At 70.8% G+C, this 20,182-nt stretch carries 17 protein-coding genes, 2 tRNA genes and 2 riboswitches; of the genes, 10 read left to right on the top strand and 9 right to left on the bottom strand.

Features of this window, described 5'->3' with window-relative positions; translation table 11 throughout:
- Positions 1–27 precede the first annotated feature (27 nt).
- Positions 28–1,608, top strand: a complete 1,581-nt coding sequence (locus tag OVA15_RS13040) for an alpha/beta hydrolase (RefSeq protein WP_268145519.1) — start codon at positions 28–30, stop codon at positions 1,606–1,608.
- Between the two features lie 13 nt (positions 1,609–1,621).
- Here OVA15_RS13040 and OVA15_RS13035 read toward each other — a convergent pair whose 3' ends face one another.
- Complete coding sequence (locus OVA15_RS13035) at positions 1,622–2,341, bottom strand: HAD-IA family hydrolase (RefSeq protein ID WP_006214673.1); 720 nt, start codon at positions 2,339–2,341, stop codon at positions 1,622–1,624.
- A gap of 266 nt (positions 2,342–2,607) precedes the next feature.
- Between OVA15_RS13035 and OVA15_RS13030 the strand changes: the two genes are divergently transcribed.
- Positions 2,608–2,683: transfer RNA gene (locus OVA15_RS13030), tRNA-Thr, on the top strand.
- Positions 2,684–3,016: 333 nt separating this feature from the next.
- Positions 3,017–3,808, top strand: coding sequence for a hypothetical protein (locus OVA15_RS13025; RefSeq protein ID WP_268145516.1), 792 nt, complete (start codon positions 3,017–3,019; stop codon positions 3,806–3,808).
- 16 nt (positions 3,809–3,824) lie between these two features.
- Here the strand turns inward: OVA15_RS13025 and OVA15_RS13020 are convergent, their stop codons facing one another.
- Positions 3,825–4,592 (bottom strand): ABC transporter ATP-binding protein, encoded by a 768-nt coding sequence (locus OVA15_RS13020; protein ID WP_268145513.1) that lies wholly within the window; start codon positions 4,590–4,592, stop codon positions 3,825–3,827.
- Positions 4,593–4,635: 43 nt separating this feature from the next.
- Complete coding sequence (locus OVA15_RS13015; RefSeq protein ID WP_268145511.1) at positions 4,636–5,745, bottom strand: ABC transporter permease; 1,110 nt, start codon at positions 5,743–5,745, stop codon at positions 4,636–4,638.
- Between the two features lie 189 nt (positions 5,746–5,934).
- Between OVA15_RS13015 and OVA15_RS13010 the strand changes: the two genes are divergently transcribed.
- The 3 genes from OVA15_RS13010 to OVA15_RS13000 are packed head-to-tail and all read left to right on the top strand — an operon-like array spanning position 5,935 to position 7,889.
- Positions 5,935–7,005: a sensor histidine kinase gene (locus OVA15_RS13010; RefSeq protein ID WP_268145509.1), complete on the top strand. Its 1,071-nt coding sequence runs from the start codon at positions 5,935–5,937 to the stop codon at positions 7,003–7,005.
- 9 nt (positions 7,006–7,014) lie between these two features.
- The gene (locus OVA15_RS13005; RefSeq protein ID WP_268145506.1) at positions 7,015–7,251 is read left to right on the top strand and encodes an ATP-binding protein; all 237 of its coding nucleotides are present in this window, start codon (positions 7,015–7,017) and stop codon (positions 7,249–7,251) included.
- Positions 7,248–7,889 (top strand): response regulator, encoded by a 642-nt coding sequence (locus OVA15_RS13000; RefSeq protein WP_006214678.1) that lies wholly within the window; start codon positions 7,248–7,250, stop codon positions 7,887–7,889. The genes OVA15_RS13005 and OVA15_RS13000 overlap by 4 nt, the downstream gene beginning before the upstream one ends.
- A 47-nt stretch (positions 7,890–7,936) precedes the next feature.
- Here the strand turns inward: OVA15_RS13000 and OVA15_RS12995 are convergent, their stop codons facing one another.
- The 4 genes from OVA15_RS12995 to OVA15_RS12980 all read right to left on the bottom strand — a co-directional run bounded on the left by OVA15_RS12995 (position 7,937) and on the right by OVA15_RS12980 (position 12,352).
- Positions 7,937–8,476: a hypothetical protein gene (locus OVA15_RS12995; protein WP_268145502.1), complete on the bottom strand. Its 540-nt coding sequence runs from the start codon at positions 8,474–8,476 to the stop codon at positions 7,937–7,939.
- A gap of 138 nt (positions 8,477–8,614) precedes the next feature.
- Positions 8,615–8,809: a YbdD/YjiX family protein gene (locus OVA15_RS12990; protein ID WP_006214680.1), complete on the bottom strand. Its 195-nt coding sequence runs from the start codon at positions 8,807–8,809 to the stop codon at positions 8,615–8,617.
- Between the two features lie 79 nt (positions 8,810–8,888).
- Positions 8,889–11,210 (bottom strand): carbon starvation CstA family protein, encoded by a 2,322-nt coding sequence (locus OVA15_RS12985; RefSeq protein ID WP_006214681.1) that lies wholly within the window; start codon positions 11,208–11,210, stop codon positions 8,889–8,891.
- Between the two features lie 146 nt (positions 11,211–11,356).
- A complete protein-coding gene (locus tag OVA15_RS12980; RefSeq protein ID WP_268145499.1) occupies positions 11,357–12,352 on the bottom strand; it encodes an NAD(P)H-quinone oxidoreductase in 996 nt (331 codons plus the stop codon).
- 140 nt (positions 12,353–12,492) lie between these two features.
- Between OVA15_RS12980 and OVA15_RS12975 the strand changes: the two genes are divergently transcribed.
- Together OVA15_RS12975 and OVA15_RS12970 are read left to right on the top strand one after the other, a co-directional pair.
- Positions 12,493–12,580: transfer RNA gene (locus tag OVA15_RS12975), tRNA-Ser, on the top strand.
- A 72-nt stretch (positions 12,581–12,652) separates the two neighbouring features.
- Complete coding sequence (locus tag OVA15_RS12970) at positions 12,653–13,669, top strand: acyl-CoA thioesterase (RefSeq protein WP_268145496.1); 1,017 nt, start codon at positions 12,653–12,655, stop codon at positions 13,667–13,669.
- A 21-nt stretch (positions 13,670–13,690) separates the two neighbouring features.
- Here OVA15_RS12970 and OVA15_RS12965 read toward each other — a convergent pair whose 3' ends face one another.
- Entirely contained in the window at positions 13,691–14,848 is a 1,158-nt protein-coding gene (locus OVA15_RS12965; RefSeq protein WP_268145494.1) for a heparan-alpha-glucosaminide N-acetyltransferase domain-containing protein, read from the bottom strand.
- Between the two features lie 101 nt (positions 14,849–14,949).
- A riboswitch (TPP riboswitch) is annotated at positions 14,950–15,057 on the top strand.
- Between OVA15_RS12965 and OVA15_RS12960 the strand changes: the two genes are divergently transcribed.
- Together OVA15_RS12960 and OVA15_RS12955 are read left to right on the top strand one after the other, a co-directional pair.
- Complete coding sequence (locus tag OVA15_RS12960) at positions 15,052–16,368, top strand: MFS transporter (RefSeq protein ID WP_268145491.1); 1,317 nt, start codon at positions 15,052–15,054, stop codon at positions 16,366–16,368. (Overlaps the previous riboswitch by 6 nt.)
- Positions 16,369–16,447: 79 nt before the next feature.
- Positions 16,448–18,412: an amino acid transporter gene (locus OVA15_RS12955; RefSeq protein ID WP_024289148.1), complete on the top strand. Its 1,965-nt coding sequence runs from the start codon at positions 16,448–16,450 to the stop codon at positions 18,410–18,412.
- A 125-nt stretch (positions 18,413–18,537) separates the two neighbouring features.
- Here OVA15_RS12955 and OVA15_RS12950 read toward each other — a convergent pair whose 3' ends face one another.
- Entirely contained in the window at positions 18,538–19,959 is a 1,422-nt protein-coding gene (locus OVA15_RS12950; RefSeq protein ID WP_268145732.1) for an LLM class flavin-dependent oxidoreductase, read from the bottom strand.
- An 81-nt stretch (positions 19,960–20,040) separates the two neighbouring features.
- A riboswitch (SAM riboswitch) is annotated at positions 20,041–20,155 on the bottom strand.
- Positions 20,156–20,182: the final 27 nt, after the last annotated feature.

The following is a 20,182-nucleotide window of genomic DNA, read 5'->3' as shown; positions in this document are numbered from 1 at the left end:
CCCGCACCACAGATGGGATGCCCCCGGATGAGCCACCGCCCCCGCCGCCGGATGCGGCTGGCCGCCGCCCTGGCCGTGTGCGCCCTGGCGCTGAGCGCCTGCACCGATGACGACTCCCCCGCCGGGGGCCAGTCGGCACCCGAGGGCGCTGCGCAGGGCATGGACGAGTTCTACGCCCAGGAGCTCGACTGGGGATCGTGCGAGGACTCCGGCGGGATCTCCGGGTTCTTCGGCGGCGACGACCAGCAGTGCGCGCAGCTCACCGTCCCGGTGGACTACTCCGATCCCGAGGGCGAGACCACCACGGTGGCCATGGCGCGGCTTCCCTCGACCGGGGATGCCCCGGAGGGTGCGCTGGTCGTGAACCCCGGCGGACCGGGCGGCTCCGGGGTGGACCTGATCTCCCAGTCCGGTCCGCTGTTCGGCGACGCTCTGCGCGAGGGTTACGACATCGTCTCCTTCGACCCTCGCGGCGTCTCCCGCTCGGACGAGATCCAGTGCTTCGACGACGACGCCGCCCTCGACGCATGGCGCTCCCAGCCCTCGCTCGTGGGCCAGGACATCACGGCAGAGGATCTGCGCGAGGAGTACAGGGAGCTCGGCGAGGGCTGTGCAGAGCACTCGGGACCTGTGCTGGAGCACATGGACACGGCCTCCGTGGCCAAGGACCTGGACGTCATGCGCGCAGCCCTGGACCAGGACCGGACCGACTACCTGGGCTTCTCCTACGGCACGCGCATCGGCGCCGAGTACGCCCGGCAGTTCCCGGATCGCGTGGGGCGGTTCGTCCTCGATGGTGCCGTCGATCCGCAGGCCTCGAACTCCGAGGTGGCCATGGGCCAGGCAGTGGGATTCGAGAGCGCGCTGCGGGACTTCATGGGGGACTGCACGCAGAACTCCGCCGACTGCTTCACGGACGGCTCCGCGGACGACGGCATGGAGGAGGTCCAGCAGATCCTGGCCCGCTCCGCGGACGAGGAGATCACCGGGCCCGACGGCCGACGCGTGACCCCCGTCCAGGTGGCCGAGGGCATCATCACGCCGCTGTACAGCACCGCCACCTACCCCAGGCTCAACCAGGCGCTGCGGGACGCCTCGGACGGCGACTACGACGCCCTCCAGGAGCTCTCCGACCTCAACCACGGGCGCCAGGAGGACGGGACGTACCACGGGAACTCGACCGTCGCCTTCAGCGCGGTCAACTGCCTGGACTCGACCGACGACTCGGTCACTGACCAGGACATGGCGGCCCAGCAGCAGGAGCTCTCCGAGCGGGCGCCGACCTTCGGCCCGTACCTCGGCTACGCGGAGGCGGCCTGCCAGGGCTGGCCGTACGGACCGGTCGAGGAGGCTCCGGACGAGCCGGCGGAGTACTCGGGCGACTCCGAGATCCTGGTCGTGGGCGGGACCGAGGACCCGGCGACCCCGTATGCCTGGTCCGAGGCCCTGACCGAGCAGCTGGGACGGGCCACCCTGCTCACCCGGGAGGGCATGGGCCACGTCTCCTACTCCTCGGGCAACGGGTGCATCGTCGAGGCGGTCGACGCCCATCTCCTCGAGGGCATCCTCCCGGAGGAGGGCACGGTCTGCCGGGACGCCGGCATCTGAGCGGAGGCCGCGCTCAGGAGGCGTGCGAGCGCAGCGGCAGCTCGAGCAGGCCGGGGATGTCGCGGATGGAGTCCACGACCGCGTCGGCACCCGAGGTGCGCAGGGAGTCCTCGCGGTGGGCTCCGGTCAGCACGCCCACGTTGGCGCGGGATCCCGCCCGGCGCCCGGAGAGCATGTCCGCGGCGGTGTCGCCCACGACCATGACCTCGCGGACGTCGGCGAGGTCCAGGGCCAGCAGCGCCGTGAGGATCATGTCCGGGTAGGGGCGGCCGCGGCCCGCGTCGGAGGGGCACAGGCTCAGATCGGCCAGACCCATCCAGTCCAGGTGCTCCAGGATCTGGTTCTGGCTGTGGCGGTTGTAGCCGGTGGCCAGCACGACCTTCAGCCCGGACTCCCGCAGCCCCAGGATGACGTCCTCGGCCCCCGGGACGGCAGTGACGGCGTCGGTGCGCAGCAGCTCGTCGAACTGGCGCTCGAACTCGCGGCTGGCCTCGGCGGCGACGGCAGGCTCGTCCTCGAAGAGGTGCTGGAAGACGCGGACCTTGGACTGGCCCAGGGTGTCGCGCACGAAGCCGAGCATGCCCGTGAAGCGCGGCGAGTCCGCGGCGATGCCCAGCTTCTCGAGCGTGCGGGTGAAGGCGCGCTCCATGATCCCGTTGTCCTCGAAGGACGTCCCCGACATGTCGATGAACGCCAGGCGGAGATTGCGAACGATGTCTGGGCGGAGGGTCATCTGCGGTCCTTCAGCGATCGATGCCTGCTCAGCGCGCCGTGCAGCAGCGGTCTCGGAGCAGGAGGGGCCTCGCTCAGCACGAGGGGTTGCAGCGACCATGCTCTCTCCCGGTCCGAGCGCGGTCGCGGATTCGCACCGACGTGAGGGTGAACACACGACGAACACTCATGCATCTCGGCCCGGATTCGACGTCCGCACGGATGTGACCGGCCCGCTCGACGGTGCTAGGGTGTCATCCGCGCTGTGGCCCGTCGCGGTCCGGTCGCGCCGCCTTAGCTCAGTCGGTAGAGCGATTCACTCGTAATGAATAGGTCGCCGGTTCGATTCCGGCAGGCGGCTCCAGCAGAACCCCCAGATCCGATCCCGTGAGAACGGGACGGCCTGGGGGTTCTCTCATGACACGAGCCAGCCCGGAGCTCGCGGCAGATCCGATCTCCAAGGCAGCCCCCCTGATCACCCCGTCGATCGCAGAGACGAGGGACAGAGCTGCGATATCTGGTGGGCCCCCACCTGCAAAGACATGTCACACCGGCAATCGAATCCTGGGCATCGTCGCACTTCAGGCCTAAGTTGAACCCTGGCGCGCCCTGCCCATCGCGCGTCCCGCTCTGTCAGACGGACGGAGCTTCTCCCCCCGGAAGCCCGCCGCGTCGACAGCTGAGCCCTAGGACGGCAATGATTCTCAGCTCTCCCTCTGCCACGACATCCACGCACAAGGCCTATGACTCCGTCTGGGTCGAGTTCGATTCCATCTGGCTGAAGCCGCGGCTCGTCTTCGATGAGCGCACGCGCGACGCGTTCGATGCCTGCGCAGAGATCTGCAACACGGTGATGTGCGAGAGCATGGGAACCGCGCCGTCCGCGCAGTGCCCCCTGGTGCGCTGCGCGCTGCGCACGGACGGACCGGGGTCCTATCTCCTGAGCTTCGAGATCCCGGAAGAAGGCCCTGCGCTTTTGGAGCCGGACACCACCTCGCCCGCAAGGGGTCGCTGGAAGGCCAGAAAGCGCACCCAGGAAGCTCGGACCGCAAGCCAGCCGGACCCTGACCTGCAGCTCAGGCTCCTGTCGGCCACTCGCATCCTCGTGGAGCTGCTGCTGGCGGTCGACACCGTCTGCTCCACGCCCGCAGGCCAGCTCAGCGTGACCGAGCGGCGACGCAACCACGGGCACTTCGTGGAATTCGTCAACGGCGTCAGGGTCCTGAGGCATATACACCGGGATTCCTGGATGATGCTGTCGCAGCCGAGGATCCAGAAGCTGCTGAGCCGAGCCTTCGCTCCGTTCCAGGATGCCGAGCTCCACACCATGAGCGTGCGAGAGATCCCCCAGGTGGGGAGCCTCGGCGCCAGCTGGGTGGTCACAGCCAACCGTCGCCTGCAAGCTTTCGCGAACGGGGCACTGCTCGAGATGCCCGCCCTTCAGGGCACGATGCTCAGCGCCCAGCTGATATCGGCCGAGCGCTCCTGAGCGACCCAGCCCCGCTTCACCCCGCCGTGAGCCGCCCGTCGATCAAGGTCAGCCGGCGGTCGTCGTCCTCCAGCAGCTCGGCCTCGTGCGTGACCAGCACCGTGGCGGTGCCGAAGCGCCGCGTCGCGTCTCGCAGCATCTGCATGACGGAGATCGAGCGCTCATGATCCAGCGCGGCCGTGGGCTCGTCGACGAGCATCACCGACGGGCTCGACATCAGCGCCCGGCCGATGTTGACCCGCTGCTGCTGACCGCCCGAGAGCTGGTGGGGCCTGCGACCGGCGGCGGCCTCCAGCCCGAGCAGCTCGAGCAGCTCGTCGGCGCGCCTGGCCGCCTCCCGGCGCCGGCGCCGATCCTGTCCGCCGATGTGCGCGGTGAGCAGCAGCTGCTCCCGAGCGGTCAGCGAGGCCAGCAGATTGGGCTGCTGGAACACGACGCCCACCCGGATCCGGCGCATCTCGGCGCGCTGTTCTGGGGTCATCTGCACGACGTCGCGGCCGTCGATCAGCACCTGCCCCGAGCTCGCTCCGACCAGACCGGCCACGACGGACAGCAGGGAGGACTTGCCCGATCCCGACGGCCCCGTTACCGCGGTGAGGACCCCGGCGGGTGCCTCCATGGAAACGCCGTCGAGGGCGTGGACCAGTCGGGGGCGCCCGTCGTCGTCCTGGCCGTCGGGCCAGCTGAGGCGGACGTCGCGCAGCCGCAGCGCGGCTGAGGAATCGACGCGCTCAGCAGCCTCGGCGGACTGCCAGGGGGCGGGGGCGGTGGACAGCACAGTCATGTCGGGCTCCTTCGGAAGCAGAGGGCGGAAAGCGGGCAGGGGCTCAAGCCGCGGACAGCGCGATCTGCGGGTCCACGCGAGCGACCCGGCGCACGGCCAGCAGCGCGGCGGCCAAGCCGAGCAGCAGGATCCCCAGGGCGGGCACCAGGGTGGTGGTCGGCGTGAGGCTGAACGGCACCGCTCCTGTCACCAGGGCGCCGCCGAGGCCGCCGAGCACCAGTCCGAGCGCGGTTCCGCCCAGCAGGACGGCCGCCGACTGGGCCAGCGCATCGCGCAGCACCCAGCCGCGAGAGGCCCCCAGGGCGCGCAGGATCGCGACCTCACGGGTGCGCTGGATGCTCCACACGGTCAGGAACGCGATCACCACGAGCGCGCCGATGCCGTAGAGGAAGGCCTGCATCATCAGCAGGGAGCCGCGCTCCGAGCTGTAGGCGGGCAGTGCCGCGAAGGAGTCGCGCATGCCGGCGCTCCAGGTGCCTGCGGCCTCGGCCTGATCGGTCATCCGATCCTCGAGCTCGCTGCCGTTCAGGCCGTCGGCGGGGAAGACGGCCAGCGCGCTGCTCTGGCCGTCGCCCATGCGCAGCAGCTGCGCGGAGTCCTCGGTCGAGGTCCACACCACCGGAGAGTGCGAGTACCACTCATCGGCCACGATGCCGATGACCGTCAGCTTCAGCGCACCCGCGTCCAGCTCGTCGCCGACACCGACGCCCAGCGACTGGGCCGTCTCCTGAGACAGGACGGTCTGCCCGGCCCCCGGACGGGCCCGTCCTTCGAGGATCTCGAGGTCCGGGGCCAGCTCGGTGCCCGGCTGCAGGGCGAGCACGGCAGCCGAAGCCGAGGCGCCGTCGTGCTCGAGCTGAGCGCGCCCGACGTCGAAGCGCTCGGCGGCCTCGACGCCCTCGGCGCGGGCCCACGACCCGGCCTGCTGGGCGTCGATGCGGGAATCGCTGTAGGAGGGATCCTCGCCGTCGCTGCCCGCGGCCAGGACGATGCGCGGGGCCTCGAGCGCCTCGAGGGCGGAGGTGGACTGGCGGCCCAGACCGTCGGTCAGGCCGGTGAGCATGACGACGAGCAGCGTGATCATGGCGACCACGGAGCCGATCAGGGCGAAGCGACCGCGCGCGAAGCGCAGATCGCGCAGGGAGAGGAACATGCTGGTCACTCCTGGCGGATGGTTCGAGGGGCCGGGTGCCTTCCCGGCGCTGTGCGATGGCTCCACTGTCCGCCGCGGCAGGTCTCGGGCGCATCGGACGGCGGTGGGGTCCTGAGCGCACCGAACGGCGCACCCCGGGATCAGCCGATCGGCTGATGCCCCGTCCGGCAGGATCCGTAGGCTGGAGCGATGACCACCTCCGCCGCCGATCTGGCCCTCGGCCCGGACTCCGACGAGGCCGCAGCGACTCCCGCCGTGCTGCGGGCCATGCGCGTGATCCTGCACGTGAGCTTCGCCGGGCTGCTGGGACTGGCAGTGGGCCGGTTCCTGATCGGCGCCTCCTGGCCCGGCGCCCTGTGGCCGCTGGCCCTGTCCGTGCTGCTGGGCCTCGCCTATCTGAGCGGCACCGTCGCGGAGCATCGGGCCTTCCTCGGCGTCCGTCCCCGTGCGCGCCCGGCCAGCGCGGGCGTGTGGCTGGCTGCGGTGCTCGTGCTGTGGTGCCTGCTTGCTCTGCGCGCACCGGACTTCTCCTGGGTGGTCTTCCCGCTGTTCTTCGTCGTCCAGGCCGTGCTGCCGACGGTGCCGAGCCTGATTGCGGTCGCCGGGCTCACCGCGGTGGTGATCGCCACCCAGGCTCTGCACGCAGGCACGGGGGGCTTCGGCACCGGGCAGGTCATCGGCCCGGTCCTCGGCGCGGTGTTCGCCGTGATCGCGGCCTGGGCCTACCGGGCCCTGTGGCGAGATGCCCAGCGCCACCGCCGCACCGTCGTCGCGCTGCAGGCCGCCAGGGAGGAGCTCGCCCACCGCGAGCACCGCGCGGGGGTGCTCGCCGAGCGCGACCGGCTCTCCCGCGAGATCCACGACACCCTGGCCCAGGGCCTCGCCTCGATCGTGCTGTTCTCCCGCGCCGCCCAGGACTCCCTGGCGCAGGATCGCCCGGACGCCGCCGCCGAGCAGCTGCGAGTCCTGGAGTCGACGGCTTCGGCCGATCTCGCGGAGGCCCGTCGCTTCGTCCAGGGCCTGGCCTCGCCGCGCCTGGCCGCCGGGCTCGAATCGGCCCTGCGCGATCTGGTCGACGGCCTGCAGGGGCGTGCCGAGTCCGCAGGCACCGACCTGAGCGTCTCCCTGCGGGTCGAGGGAGAGCCCCGGGACCTGGAGCAGGCGACCGAGGCCGTGCTCCTGCGCGCGGCCCAGACCTGCCTGAGCAACGTCGAAACCCATGCCCGCGCCTCCCGCGCGGCCGTCACCCTGGCCTACTGACCGGAGACGGTGACCCTGGACGTCGTCGACGACGGCGTGGGATTCGACGCCGCAGCGCCGCACAGGCCCGGGCGCGACGGCGGCTACGGCCTGCCCCACCTGCGCCGACGTGCGCGCGAGCTCGGCGGGCGGCTGTCGATCGAGTCGCGCCCGGGAGCCGGCACGGCAGCGGCTCTGCAGCTGCCCGCGCCCGTCGCCCGGCCGAGCACACCGCAGCAGCCCTCGAAGGATCGAGACCGGACATGACCCACCCCGCCCCGACGACCGAGACCCCTCTGGGCCTGCTGCTCGTGGACGACCACCCCGTCGTGCGCGCCGGGCTGAAGGCTCTGCTCGAGGCCGACGGCACGCTCGCGGTCCTCGCGGAGGCAGGCGACGGGGCCCAAGCCCTGGCCGCCCTCGACGACCAGCACGTGGACGTCGTGATCATGGACCTGCAGATGCCGACCATGGATGGGCCCACGGCCATCCGCAGGCTCCGCGACCGCGGCGGGCCTCCCGTCCTGGTCCTGACCACCTACGAGACGCAGGCGGACATCGTCTCCGCGCTGGAGGCCGGAGCCACCGGCTATCTGCTCAAGGACTCCCCCGCCGAGCAGCTGCGAGAGGCCGTGCGCCAGACCGCGCAGGGTCGCTCCGTGCTGGCGCCGTCGGTGACCCAGCAGCTCGTGCAGCGGGCGGCTCGCCCGGCGCAGAGCCTCAGCGCACGGGAGATCGAGATCCTGCAGGGACTGGCCACGGGAGCAAGCAACCGGGAGCTGGCAGCGCAGCTCGTGATCTCCGAGGCCACCGTCAAGACGCACCTGCTGCACGTCTACGACAAGCTCGGCGTGGACAACCGGACCGCCGCCGTGCACCGGGCCAGGGAGCAGCGGCTCATCTGAGCCCGAGGGCGCGGGCTGCGGATCAGCACGCAGCCGCTGCAGCTGCATCAGAGGAATGCGACCGGGCAGCTCGCCTTCGGCGACGGCGCTGCGGCCGTTCGCCTCAGACCGCCCCGTGCTCCTGCACCAGCGCCTCGCCGCGCACGATGTGCCCGCCGACGGCCTCGGTGCGCCGCCGCACGGCACTCCAGGCGCTGGGCGCGGGCCATCTCCGGGTCGATGCCCGGCGTGCGGAAGCGGGCCAGCGCCAGCGCTTCGGCCGCCTGGGCCATGTCATTGCCCGCCCGTGACAACTCCCGATGGAGGTCATTGAGCCAGCCGCCCTCGGAGCCGGGGATGTCCTGGTCGTTCGTGGGCGCCATCGTCTGCGCGGCCGTGCACAGCGCGCGCACCCGGGGGAGCAGATCGGCCAGCTCGTTGGCCGCGGGGACGGCCGCGGCCTGCAGGTCGGCGTCCTGGATCTGCTCGAGCACCTGGTGAAAGCGATCGAGCCCGCGCCGGAACCGGTCATGGGCGCGACGCCACACGCCCAGACCCAACTGCTTCTCATCGCGGCGCTGTGCCCGATGCTCGCTGAGGAATCCCATAGACCTCCATGATGACACGTCGTCACCATCCGGGACGATGCGATTCCGGCGCCCCACGAACCAGTGGCCCCGCGGTGTGCTTCTCGAGCTCGAGACGCACACCACAGGGCCACTGGAGGCAGAACCTGGCGCCCCGCTTCAGCAGCAGCGGCCCTCCGGGTGGCGCTCCTGCCAGTCCTGCCAGCTGCGCCAGAACTCGCGCTCAGACATGGGCTTCTCCCCCTCGCACCCGTGGGCGCGGTGGTGCTCCAGATAGCGCTGGTACTTGTCGGCGCCCAGCACGCCGTCGGCGAACCGCTTCAGCGAGGACACCGCCTCGAGGATCGACGTCATCTGGTCCTCTCCTCCTCTCGTCGTGCCGTGCGATGGCCGCGCTCGTCGTCGGGGTCGTCTCCCGACGACGAGCGCCGCCTCAGTGCCCGTGCCCCGACAGTCCGCCGGGAGTGCGCTGCTCGATCGGGATCTGCTCCCAGCGCTGGGCCAGCTGCTTCTCCGACGGCGTCGTGATGAAGCCGGCCGGAGCATAGAACCGGGACTCGACGTACGGGTCCTCGTGCCCGACGGCCTGCCCGCTGAGATCCTGCACGCCGATCTTCCCGTGCGCGCGGTAGTGCTGGATCGTGCGGATGACGGCCATGACCACGACCGTGATCGTCAGCACCACGAACAGGATGGACAGGGTGCCCTGCACGGTCGTGTTGCGCACGACCGCCTCCATGGCCTCCGTCGTCTGCGCGGTGCCGTGGCTCGTCTCGCCATCGGCCAGCGCCTTGCGGAAGGCCGCGTTGTTCGCCCAGTAGCCGATCGCGGGGTTCGAGGAGAAGATCTTCTGCCACGAGCCCGTGACCGTCACGGCGAAGTCGAAGGCCAGCGGGACGATGATGATCCACAGGTAGCCGAAGCGGCCCCGGGAGGCGGCGATCGTCAGGCAGACCGCCAGCGCGATCGCGGCCAGCAGCTGATTGGCGATGCCGAACAGCGGGTAGAAGGTGTTGATGCCGCCCAGCGGGTCGGTGACGCCGAGGATCAGGATCGATCCCCAGCCGGCCACCATGAGCGCCGTGGTCAGCCACGCTCCCAGCCGCCAGTCCGGGTCGCGGAAGCGCGGGATGAAGTTGCCGAGCGAATCGCTGAGCATGAAGCGGGCCACACGGGTGCCGGCGTCGACGGCGGTGAGGATGAACAGTGCCTCGAACATGATCGCGAAGTGGTACCAGAAGCTCATCATGGAGGCTCCGCCGAACCACTGGTTCATGATCCCGGCCAGGCCCACAGCGAGGGTGGGCGCGCCGCCGGTGCGCGAGACGATCGACTCCTCGCCCACCGCGTCTGCCGTGCCCTGGATCTGCTCCGGTGTGACGTCCACACCGGCCAGTCCCAGCGAGTTCACCCAGGCCACGGCACCCTCGACCGTGCCGCCGGTGGCGGCGGGCGAGGAGTTCATGGCGAAGTAGATGCCCCGGTCGATCGAGATCGCAGCGACCAGCGCCATGATCGCCACGAAGGACTCCATGAGCATGCCGCCGTAGCCGATCAGGCGCGTCTGGCGCTCCTTCTCGATCATCTTGGGGGTGGTGCCCGAGGCGATCAGCGCGTGGAACCCGGACAGGGCGCCGCAGGCGATCGTGACGAACAGGAACGGGAACAGCGCGCCGGAGAACACGGGGCCGTCGGTGCGCCCGGCGAACTCCGAGACCGCCGGCACCGAGATCTCCGGACGGACGACGACGATGGCCACCGCCAGCAGGAGGATGGTGCCGACCTTCATGAAGGTCGAGAGGTAGTCGCGCGGGCTCAGCAGCAGCCACACGGGCAGCACGGCGGCGACGAAGCCGTAGATGATCACGAACCACGCCAGCGTCACGCGCTCCAGGGTGAACAGCTGGACGCCCCAGTCGGTGTCGGCGACCCACCCGCCGGCCACGATCGCGAGCATCAGCAGCGCGAAGCCGACGATGGAGATCTCCAGGACTTTGCCCGGACGGATGTAGCGCAGGTAGATGCCCATGAACAGCGCGATCGGGATGGTCATGCCCACCGAGAAGACGCCCCACGGGGACTCGCCCAGAGCGTTGACGACCACCAGGGCCAGGATGGCCACGATGATGATCATGATCACGAGGGTCGCGATGATCGCCGCCCAGCCGCCGACCGGTCCGAGCTCGTCCTTGGCCATCTGGCCCAGGGAGCGTCCGCCGCGGCGCATGGAGAAGAACAGCACCAGGTAGTCCTGGACCGCACCGGCGAGGATCACGCCGACGATGATCCAGATGGTCCCGGGCAGGTAGCCCATCTGGGCGGCCAGCACGGGGCCGACCAGCGGGCCGGCGCCGGCGATCGCGGCGAAGTGGTGGCCGTAGAGCACGCGGCGGTCCGTGGCCAGGTAGTCGCGGCCGTTGGCCTTGTACTCCGCCGGGGTGGCGCGGAAGTCGTCGGGCTGGGCGAGCTTGCGCTCGATGAACTTGGAGTAGAACCGGTAGGCGATGAAGTAGCTGCAGACCGCTGCCAGCACGAACCAGATCGCGTTGACGGTCTCGCCGCGCACGATCGCCAGCATGACCCAGGCCAGTCCGCCCACCAGGGCGATGGCGACCCACAGGGCGATCTTGGCCGGGGTCCACTTGGCCTGCTCGGCCTCGAGGACCTCGGGTTCGACGGCGGCCGGAGGAAGGTCGGTGCGCGGATCAGTGGTGCCGGATCCGCCGGCTCCGGGCGGTGTGACGGTGGTGCTCATGGAAGGCTCCTGGTGAGGAAGAGGGGAAGGCGCGGCCTCGACCGGAGGGCCGGGGCCGCGCACCTGTCACCGGGAGTCTAAGCCGGAGGGTGATCCGCTTCACGGGGCGGGCGCCGCGGGCGGGCCGCCGCCCCGCAGGCCATCGATCACGGGGTCAGCAGGATCTTGCCGATGTGCATCCCCGAGTCGAAGTGCTCATGCGCCTGCGCCGCCTGATCGAGCGGGAACTCCCTGTCGACCACAGCGCGGATCTGGCCGGAGGCCACGAGCGGCCAGACGTGCTCGTGGACCTGCGCCATGATCCGAGCCTTCTGATCCGCCGGCCGAGCACGCAGCGTGGTGGCCACGAGATGCTGGCGCTTCACCATGAAGGAGCCCAGATCGATCTCGGCCTTCCGACCGCCCTGCAGCCCGATGATGATCAGCGTCCCGTCCACCGCCAGCGCGTTGAGGTTCGGCTCGAGGTACTTGGCGCCGACGACGTCGAAGATGACCTCCGGGCCGCGGCCATCGGTCAGCTCCTTCACCCGGCCCACGAAGTCCTCCTGGTCGTAGCGGATGGCCTCCGCGCCGAGCTCGCGGACGAACTCGGCCTTGGCCTCGGAGCTCACGGTGGTGATCACGCGCATGCCGATCGAACAGGCGATCTGTATGGCCGCCGTGCCGATGCCGCCCGTGCCGCCGTGCAGCAGCAGCGTCTGCCCGGACCGAGCACCGGCCTCCATCACGAGATTCGACCAGACGGTGGCCAGCACCTCGGGCAGCGCGGCGGCATCCGTCATGGACAGGGCATCCGGCACCGGCAGGACGTTCGCCGCCGGGGCGACGACCTCTTCGGCGTAGCCTCCCGAGTCCACCAGGGCGCAGACTCGGGCCCCGGGCACCAGGACGTCTCCGGACAGGGCGTGCTGCGGGGCCTCGGCGCCGACTTCGAGCACGAGGCCGGAGATCTCGAGTCCGTAGATCGCGGAGCCGCCGTCGGGAACCTTGTAATGACCGGTTCTCTGGAGGACGTCGGCGCGGTTGATCCCGGCATGCTCGACGCGGATGCGGATCCCGTCGGCGGGGAGCTCGGGGACGGGCTGATCGGTCACGGTCAGGACCTCGGGCCCTCCGTGGTCGGCTTCGGCAACTGCGCGCATGATGGGCCTCCTGCGATCGTCGGGGTGTGTCGTGCCCAGGCTACGGAGGCGGGCAGACGCCCGCCGCGTCGATTCGGCTCCCAGCGCATGCCAGTGGAAGAATGAGCCGATGTGCGGGCGGTGCATGCCGACCCGTCACGGGAAGGTTGTCCGAGCGGCCGAAGGAGACGGTCTTGAAAACCGTTGTGCAGCGACCCTGCACCAAGGGTTCGAATCCCTTACCTTCCGCGCAGAGCAGCTGAGAGCCCCGACCCCCGCGGTCGGGGCTCTCGCCGCATCACCTGCGGTAGTTTCATCGCCATGGACCAGACGCCGCCCGCCCCCGCCGACAGCCGCTCCCGACGCCACGAGGTGACGCTTCGCTTCCTGGCAGCGCCCACCGATGAGGGGCATTCCGGGACCGTCGACGCCGGCCGGGTCCTGGAGTGGGTGGACAAGGCCGCCTTCGCCGCGGCCGCCGCCTGGTCGGGCTCCTACTGCGTGACCGCCTACGTGGGCAACATCCACTTCGAGTACCCCGTGCAGGTCGGCGAGATGGTCGAGGTGACCGGCACGGTGCTGACCACGGGCCGGTCCTCCATGCACATCAACACCGTGGTGCGCTCGGGCGATCCCAAGACGGGCGAGCTCGAGGAGCGGGCCCGGTGCCTGACGATCTTCGTGGCCGTCGACGGCAGCGGGAAGCCCACGCCCGTGCCGAGCTTCGAGCCGCGGGGCCTGGAGCAGGAGCTGGCCCGTGACTACGCGCTCTCGCGCATCCCGATCCGCGAGGAGATCACCGCCGAGATCGCCCGCCAGGACTTCAGCGCGGAGGGCACCGGCGAGCGCGAGGTCCTGCGCTTCCTGGCCGCCCCCACCGATGTGAACTGGGGCGGCAAGGTCCACGGCGGCATCGTCATGGAATGGATCGACGAGGCCGCATATCTCTGTGCGACCCGCTACTGCGGCCGGGACACCGTGGCCGTGTTCTCCGGCGGCATCCGCTTCATGCGCCCCCTGCACATCGGGGATCTGGTCGAGGTCGACGCCCGCCTGATCTACACCGGGACCAAGGGCATGCACATCGCCGTGGAGGTCCGCTCCGGGGATCCGAAGTCCCGCGAGCTGGAGGTCACCACCAACTGCCTGACAGTCATGGTGGCCCGCGACGAGGAGGGCACCTCCGTGTCCGTCCCCGCCTGGGAGCCGGTGACCGAGGCGGATAAGCGGCTGTGGCAGCACGCACGCACGCTGCTCGAGATCCGCAGCCGCGCCCAGGGCAATCGGCTGCCGAATCACCTGCTGGAGGAGTCCGGCGAGTCGACGACGTCCGCCTGAGGCCACGCGGCGCCGGGAGGCTCAGCGCCGCGGCACGACCAGCCGCACGGTCCCGGAGACCAAGCTCTCGAGCGGGCCGGGGCCTTCCCCGCCGGCCCGCCACAGCGCGGCGAGCCCCAGCAGCAGGAGCACCTGCAGCACGTACAGGTCTGTGAGCTCGGACAGGATCACGTGCAGCGTGTACATGCTCAGCGGCATGGAGCCGGCCGCGAGCACGGGCATCAGCAGGCGGGTGCGCTCCCCTATCGCCAGGCAGATCAGAACGCACACGGCGATGACCGCCGCCGCGATGCCCGAGGTGAAGATCAGGTCGAAGGTCGTCGACGAGTGCGGACCGACCGTGACCAGCCACCACCACGTGGTCGTGGGCGTGGTCCCATGGCTGCCGATGGTCTGCGCGGCATACGGCGAGCCCCAGGCCAGCGGCGACAGACCGGAGCCGGCGCGCTCGAGGGCCTCGTGCCCGCCTGCGGACAGCAGCAGCTGCGAGCTCACCCAGGCCGCAGCGGCCAGCAGGGCGCCGACGGCCCCTGCCCAGGCGGCCGTGGCGGCGCTGCGCCAGTCGAGCCGGGCCAGGAGCAGCCCCACGAGGAGGTAGCCCATCCACTGCAGCACCGGGTAGTAGCCGGTGAGCAGGACTCCGAGGGCCAGCTCCCCCGGCTGAGCCAGGTGGGAGAGCTCGGGCGCTTCGACGGCGCGCTGGAGGCCGAGCCCGTCGCGGATCAGGTGGGAGGCCACCGGGGAGGCGACCAGCCAGAGCACGGTCGTGGCCGCCAGCCATCGGGCCGGAAGCCGCAGGACCAGCGGGGCGAGCAGGAACAGCACCCCGTAGTTGACCAGGACCACCGCGATCGAGCTCGACAGCGATCCCAGCACGAGTCCGAGGATCGCGATCAGCAAGCCGCGCACCGCCAGTGAGGCAGCCGCCTCGCGCCAGCGCCCATAGCGCCGCGTGGACAGCTCGACGGAGAACCCAGCCAGCACCGCGAACAGGGCTGCCGCCTTGCCCGCGATCAGACCGACGGGCTGCGGATCACCAGCCGCATCCACCAGGTCCATCGTGTGGGTGGCCATCATCCCGAGCAGGGCGACGGCCCGCGCCAGATCGATGCCGAGCATGCGGGCTCCCGGGTCCGGGCGCGTCGGGGAGCTCGAGGGCTCGGAGGCGATGAGGGGCACGCCCTCACTGTGCCTCACATGCTCGGGTCTCGGCCACGCGAGCCCGTCGCACCGCTAGGATCGACGGTGCGGCGCGCAGGTCGTGGGACCTGCACCGCTGAATGACCCCACACGGGAGCCCGGGCACGGGCTGAGAGGAAGCTGACGCGGCTTCGACCGTCGAACCTGCTCCGGTTCATACCGGCGAAGGAAGTGAGAGCTCGATGCCTTCTGCACCCCTGTCCGCCCCCGCGACCGCATCCTCCGACGGGCGCCCTCCCGCACCGACTCGCCGCGCGATCCGCGGCGGGATCATGGGCAACTACGTCGACCAGTTCGACATCTTCCTGCCCGTGATCGCCCTGGCTCCGGTGTCGGCGCAGCTGTTCGGCGATCACGACATCGTGCGCAATGCCGGCCTGATCTTCGTGGCCACCCTGCTGGGCCGCCCGCTCGGGGCCATGATCTTCGGTCCGATCGCCGACCGCGCGGGCCGGGTGCTCATCACCCAGGTCGCCCTCGCCGGCATCTGCCTCACGACCCTGCTGATCGCCCTGGTCCCCGGGCACGAGGTGCTCGGCGCGGGCACGTTCCTGGCGGTGCTGGCGCTGCGCCTCCTGGGCGGGATCTTCCTGGGCGGGGAGTACACCTCGGCGATCCCGCTGGCCATGGAGTGGGCGCGCCCGCGCTCACGCGGTCGTCTCAGCGGGATGATCATGGCGATGTCGCCGCTGGCCAACGCCAGCATCGCCGCCGTCACCTTCCTCCTCCTGCTGCTGCTGGACGAGAGCGAGTACGCCGCCTGGGGCTGGCGGCTGCCGTTCCTGCTCGGCGCCGCCCTGGCCGCTGCCATGCTGATCTACTACCGCCTCATGGTCGAGGAGGCTCCGCAGCGCCGGCGCCCGGCCCGTTCGGCGCACCCGCTGGCGCAGCTCGTCAGGGGCAGCAGCCGCCGGTCGCTGCGGCAGGTCCTCGTGCTGATGACCGGGCTGTGGCTGCTCACCTACATGGCAGTGCCCACCCTGACCGCCCAGCTCTCGCGCATGCCGCAGCTCGAGCCGCAGACCGTCTCCCTCGTCATGCTGGGCGCGACGGCCGTGTCCGCGCTGGCCATGGCCGGGGCGGGTGCGCTGTCCAGTCGGATCGGGCGGCGCCGGTTCTTCGTGGGCTTCGGGCTGCTCTGCGCAGCGGTCTCCCCCGTCATCCTCCTGGCGCTGCTGTCCGGGGCCCTCGGAGCCGGCATCGGCACGGTGCTGCTGCTGGCAGCCGCGCTGCAGGTCACGACGGTGACCGGCTACGGGCCGGTGGGCGCCTATCTGACGGAGCGCTTCCCCGACGAGATCCGGGCCAGCGGATACGGGGTGGCCTACAGCATCTCGATCGTGCTGCCCGCTCTCTACCCCTATTACCTGACGCCGCTGCAGCAGCTGCTCGGGCCGCACGCGGCGATCGCCGCGGTGCTCGCGGTGGGCGGGCTCCTGGTGGCCTTCGGCGGGCTGCTCGGCCCCGAGCCAGATCGGTCGGGTCCGCTGCCCGACTGATCGGCAGATCGCGGCTCACAGGCAACTGCCAGCCGCCTGAGGCCCTCGGCGGCGGGGCCTTGAGCGGGACAGGCGCATCATGTACGCCATGATCGCACCGCCCTCCCGCGCCACCGCCTGGCTGCTGGCAGGATCCCCCTCCGCCTCCTACGGCGCCCCGCATCGCCGACCCGATCGCGACGAGAAGACCCATCCCTGGTGGAAGGTCATGTGCCTGTCCGGCGTGGACTACTTCTCCACCCTGGGCTATCAGCCCGGCATCGCGATCCTGGCCGCCGGGCTGATCTCCCCGCTGGCCACCCTGGTGCTGGTGGCCGTCACACTCTTCGGCGCGCTGCCGGTCTACCGGTGGGTGGCGGTGGCCTCCCCGCACGGCGCCGGCTCCATCCGGATGCTCGAGACGCTGCTGCCGCGCTGGAGCGGCAAGGTGCTGGTCCTGTGCCTGCTCGGCTTCGCGATCACGGACTTCGTCATCACCATGACCCTGTCCTCGGCCGATGCCGCCGTGCACATCGTCGAGAATCCGCACGTGCCAGCCGAGGCGCATCACTGGCAGTTCTGGGTGACCGTCGGGCTGCTCCTGCTGCTGGGCGCGGTGTTCATGGCCGGGTTCTCGGAGGCCATCAGCGTGGCCGTCGTCCTGGTCCCCGTGTATCTGAGCCTCAACGCCGTGGTGCTGGCGGTGGGCTGGTGGCAGATCGCCCGCTCGCAGGAGATCGGATTCGCGCAGTGGTGGCATGCGGCGCTGAGCCAGCACTCCTCGCCCTGGGCGGCGGTCGCCGTGGCTGCACTGGTGTTCCCCAAGCTGGCGCTGGGCCTGTCCGGCTTCGAGACCGGGGTCTCCGTGATGCCTCTGGTGCGCACCTCGCGGGGCTTGCGGGGCCGCGTGGAGGGCACCCGACGACTGCTCACGACCGCTGCGCTGATCATGGCCGGGTTCCTGCTGACCTCGTCGCTGGTGTGCACGATCCTGATCCCGGCCGGGGACTTCGAGCCCGGCGGCGCTGCCAACGGGCGGGCCCTGGCCTACCTGGCGCACAGCCTGCTGGGCGAGACCTTCGGGTCGGTCTACGACCTGTCGACGGTGCTGATCCTGTGGTTCGCGGGCGCCTCGGCGATGGCCGGTCTGCTCAACCTCATCCCGCGCTACCTGCCGCGCTACGGCATGGCGCCCGAGTGGACCCGCGCTCCGCGGCCGCTGGTGCTCACGATCCTGGCTGCCGCCCTGGTCGTCACGGCGGTCTTCCGCGCCGACGTGGATGCGCAGGGCGGGGCCTACGCGACCGGGGTGCTGGTACTGATGCTCTCGGCCTCCTTCGCCTCGACCCTGTCGGCCGGAAAGCGGGGGCACCGACGCACCGCCGTGGGATTCGCGGCGATCACCGTGGTGATCGCCTACACGACCGCCGACAACATGATCAGCCGCCCCGATGGCCTCCACGTGGCCCTCGTGTTCATCGCGGCCCTGCTGGCGGCGTCGTTCGCCTCGCGGGTCTGGCGGGCCTCGGAGCTGCGGATCCGCAGCATCGATTTCGACGAGACCTCCCAGGACTGGCTGCGCAGCTGCCGCGGCCGCACGGTGCGGCTGATCGCGCACCGGCCGCGCACCCAGCTGGGCGCAGCAGGGGCCCAGGCCCAGCAGCTCCTGCTCAGCGACCCCGACCTGGCCGAAAAGCTGCGCGACGAGCGCGAATGGCATCGCCTTCCCTCGGCCGACGGCGTCCTGTTCGTGGAGGTGACCCTGCGCGATCCATCGGACTTCGAGGACCGGCTGCGCGTGAGCGCCCACGAGATCGACGGCCACCGCGTCCTGCGCGCCGAGGGCTCGTCGGTGCCCACCTGCCTGGCCGGCGTGGCCCTGGCCGTCCGGGACCGGACGGGGCGGCCGTCGCACCTCTACCTCGAGTGGTCCGACGGCTCGCCCCTGGTCAACTCCCTGCGCTTCCTGCTCCTCGGCCGCGGTCAGACGGCGACGGCGGTGCATGAGGTCCTGCGCCGGGCGGTGCCGCGCAAGCAGGACCGCCCGTTCGTGCACGTGACCTGAGGCTCCGCGCAAGCAATGGGGCCGTCCGTGACGGACGCGATCTCCTCGTCCGAGTGGGGTTCGACGAGCGTGCGTGCTGGCAGAGGCCCTCGGACGGGCCTCTGCTCATCGGCCGAGCCGGCGACTCAGCCCTGCGACAGATCCCGCGACGGGGTGTCCGCGGTGGACGGCCTGCCCACGTAGGCCCCGCGGTACTTGGCCGCCGGGTGGGTGTCGAGCACCTTGGTCTGCCCGGCGCCGTAGACGTTCTCGCGCAGGGTGGGCCCGTCGTAGTCCGTGCGGTAGCGACCGCGCTTCTGCAGCTCCGGGACCACGTGCTCCACGAAGTCCTCGAACGAGCCCGGGGACACGTGGTAGGCCAGGTTGATCCCGTCCAGCCCGCCCTCGTCGATCCAGGTCTCGAGCTGATCGGCCACGGTCTGCGGCGAGCCCACGACCACGTCGCCCATGCCGCCGATCGCGCAGTGGCGGGCGATCTCCTCGCGGGTCCACTGCTTGGCCCCGTCCTGCATGGTGAACGGAGTGAGGAAGGACTGGATGGCCTCGGTCTTGACGTAGTTCAGGACCTCGTCCTCCTGGAACTTGGACAGATCCAGCCCGGACCAGCCGCCGATGATGGCCTGCGAGGCCTCCAGGTTGGCATAGCTCTGGTACTCGCGGTACTTGGCCTGGGCCTTCTCGTCGGTCTCGTCGACCACGACGGAGAGCATCGCGTAGATCTTCACGTCGTTCCGATCGCGCCCCTCGGCCTCGACCTTGTCGCGAATCCGGTCGGTCATGTACCGGGTGAGGTCCGGGCGCAGGGCGCCGATGAACACGGCCTCTGCGTGCTTGCCGGCGAAGGCCTGACCGCGCGAGGACGCCCCGGCCTGGAAGATCAGCGGCGTGCGCTGCGGGCTGGGCTCGGTGAGCGCCGCACCAGGCACCGTGAAGTGCTTGCCCTGGTGCTGGATCGGGTGGACCTTGGCCGGATCGGCGTAGATCCCGCGCTCCACGTCCCTCACGACGGCGTCGTCCTCCCAGGAGCCCTCCCACAGCTTGTAGCAGACGTCGAGGAACTCCTCGGCGATCTCGTAGCGCTCGTCGTGCTCGATCTGCGTGGGCAGACCCTGGTTCTCGGCCGCCGAAGACAGGTAGGAGGTCACCACGTTGAAGCCCACGCGCCCGCGGGTCAGATGATCCAGCGTCGCGTACTTGCGGGCCAGCGTGTACGGCTGCTCGTAGGTGACCGCACTGGTCACGCCGAAGCCGAGGTTCTTCGTCACCGCGGCCATGGCGGAGATCTGCATGAACGGATCGTTGACCGGGACCTGCGCGCCGCCGGCGATCGATGGGGCGGCCGAGTTGCGGTAGATGTCGTAGATGCCGACCACATCGGCCAGGAACAGGGCGTCGAAGCGGCCTCGCTCGAGCACCTGGGCCAGGTTCGTCCAGTACTCGATCGTGTTGTATTCCGTGGCCCGCGAGCGCGGGTGGCGCCACAGCCCGAAGCTCTGGTGATCCACGCAGGTCATGTCGAAGGCGTTCAGGGAGATCCGCTTGGCCATAGAAGGCTGCTCCTGAGAAGACAGACCCGCGCCCCGTGCGCCGCTCATGCCGCGGCCAACCTGCGGGTCCAGCGCGTGCGTGCGCCGTACTTGCCGCACGCGGTCTAGCGAGCGGCCCGATCCTCACCTGGGGCACCCCGCTACGGGAGAGGGTTGCCGTCCGGCCAGCCAGGGCTGTGGGCCGGAACTCTTGATCGTGTGAGCGTCATCCTATGCACACCTG

Origin of the sequence: Kocuria sp. SL71 (genome assembly GCF_026672465.1) — a bacterium.
In the GTDB taxonomy this organism is placed as follows: Bacteria; Actinomycetota; Actinomycetes; order Actinomycetales; family Micrococcaceae; genus Kocuria; species Kocuria palustris.
The sequence above is the reverse complement of the archived record's forward strand: the minus strand, read 5'-3'. Positions and strand labels throughout refer to the sequence as shown.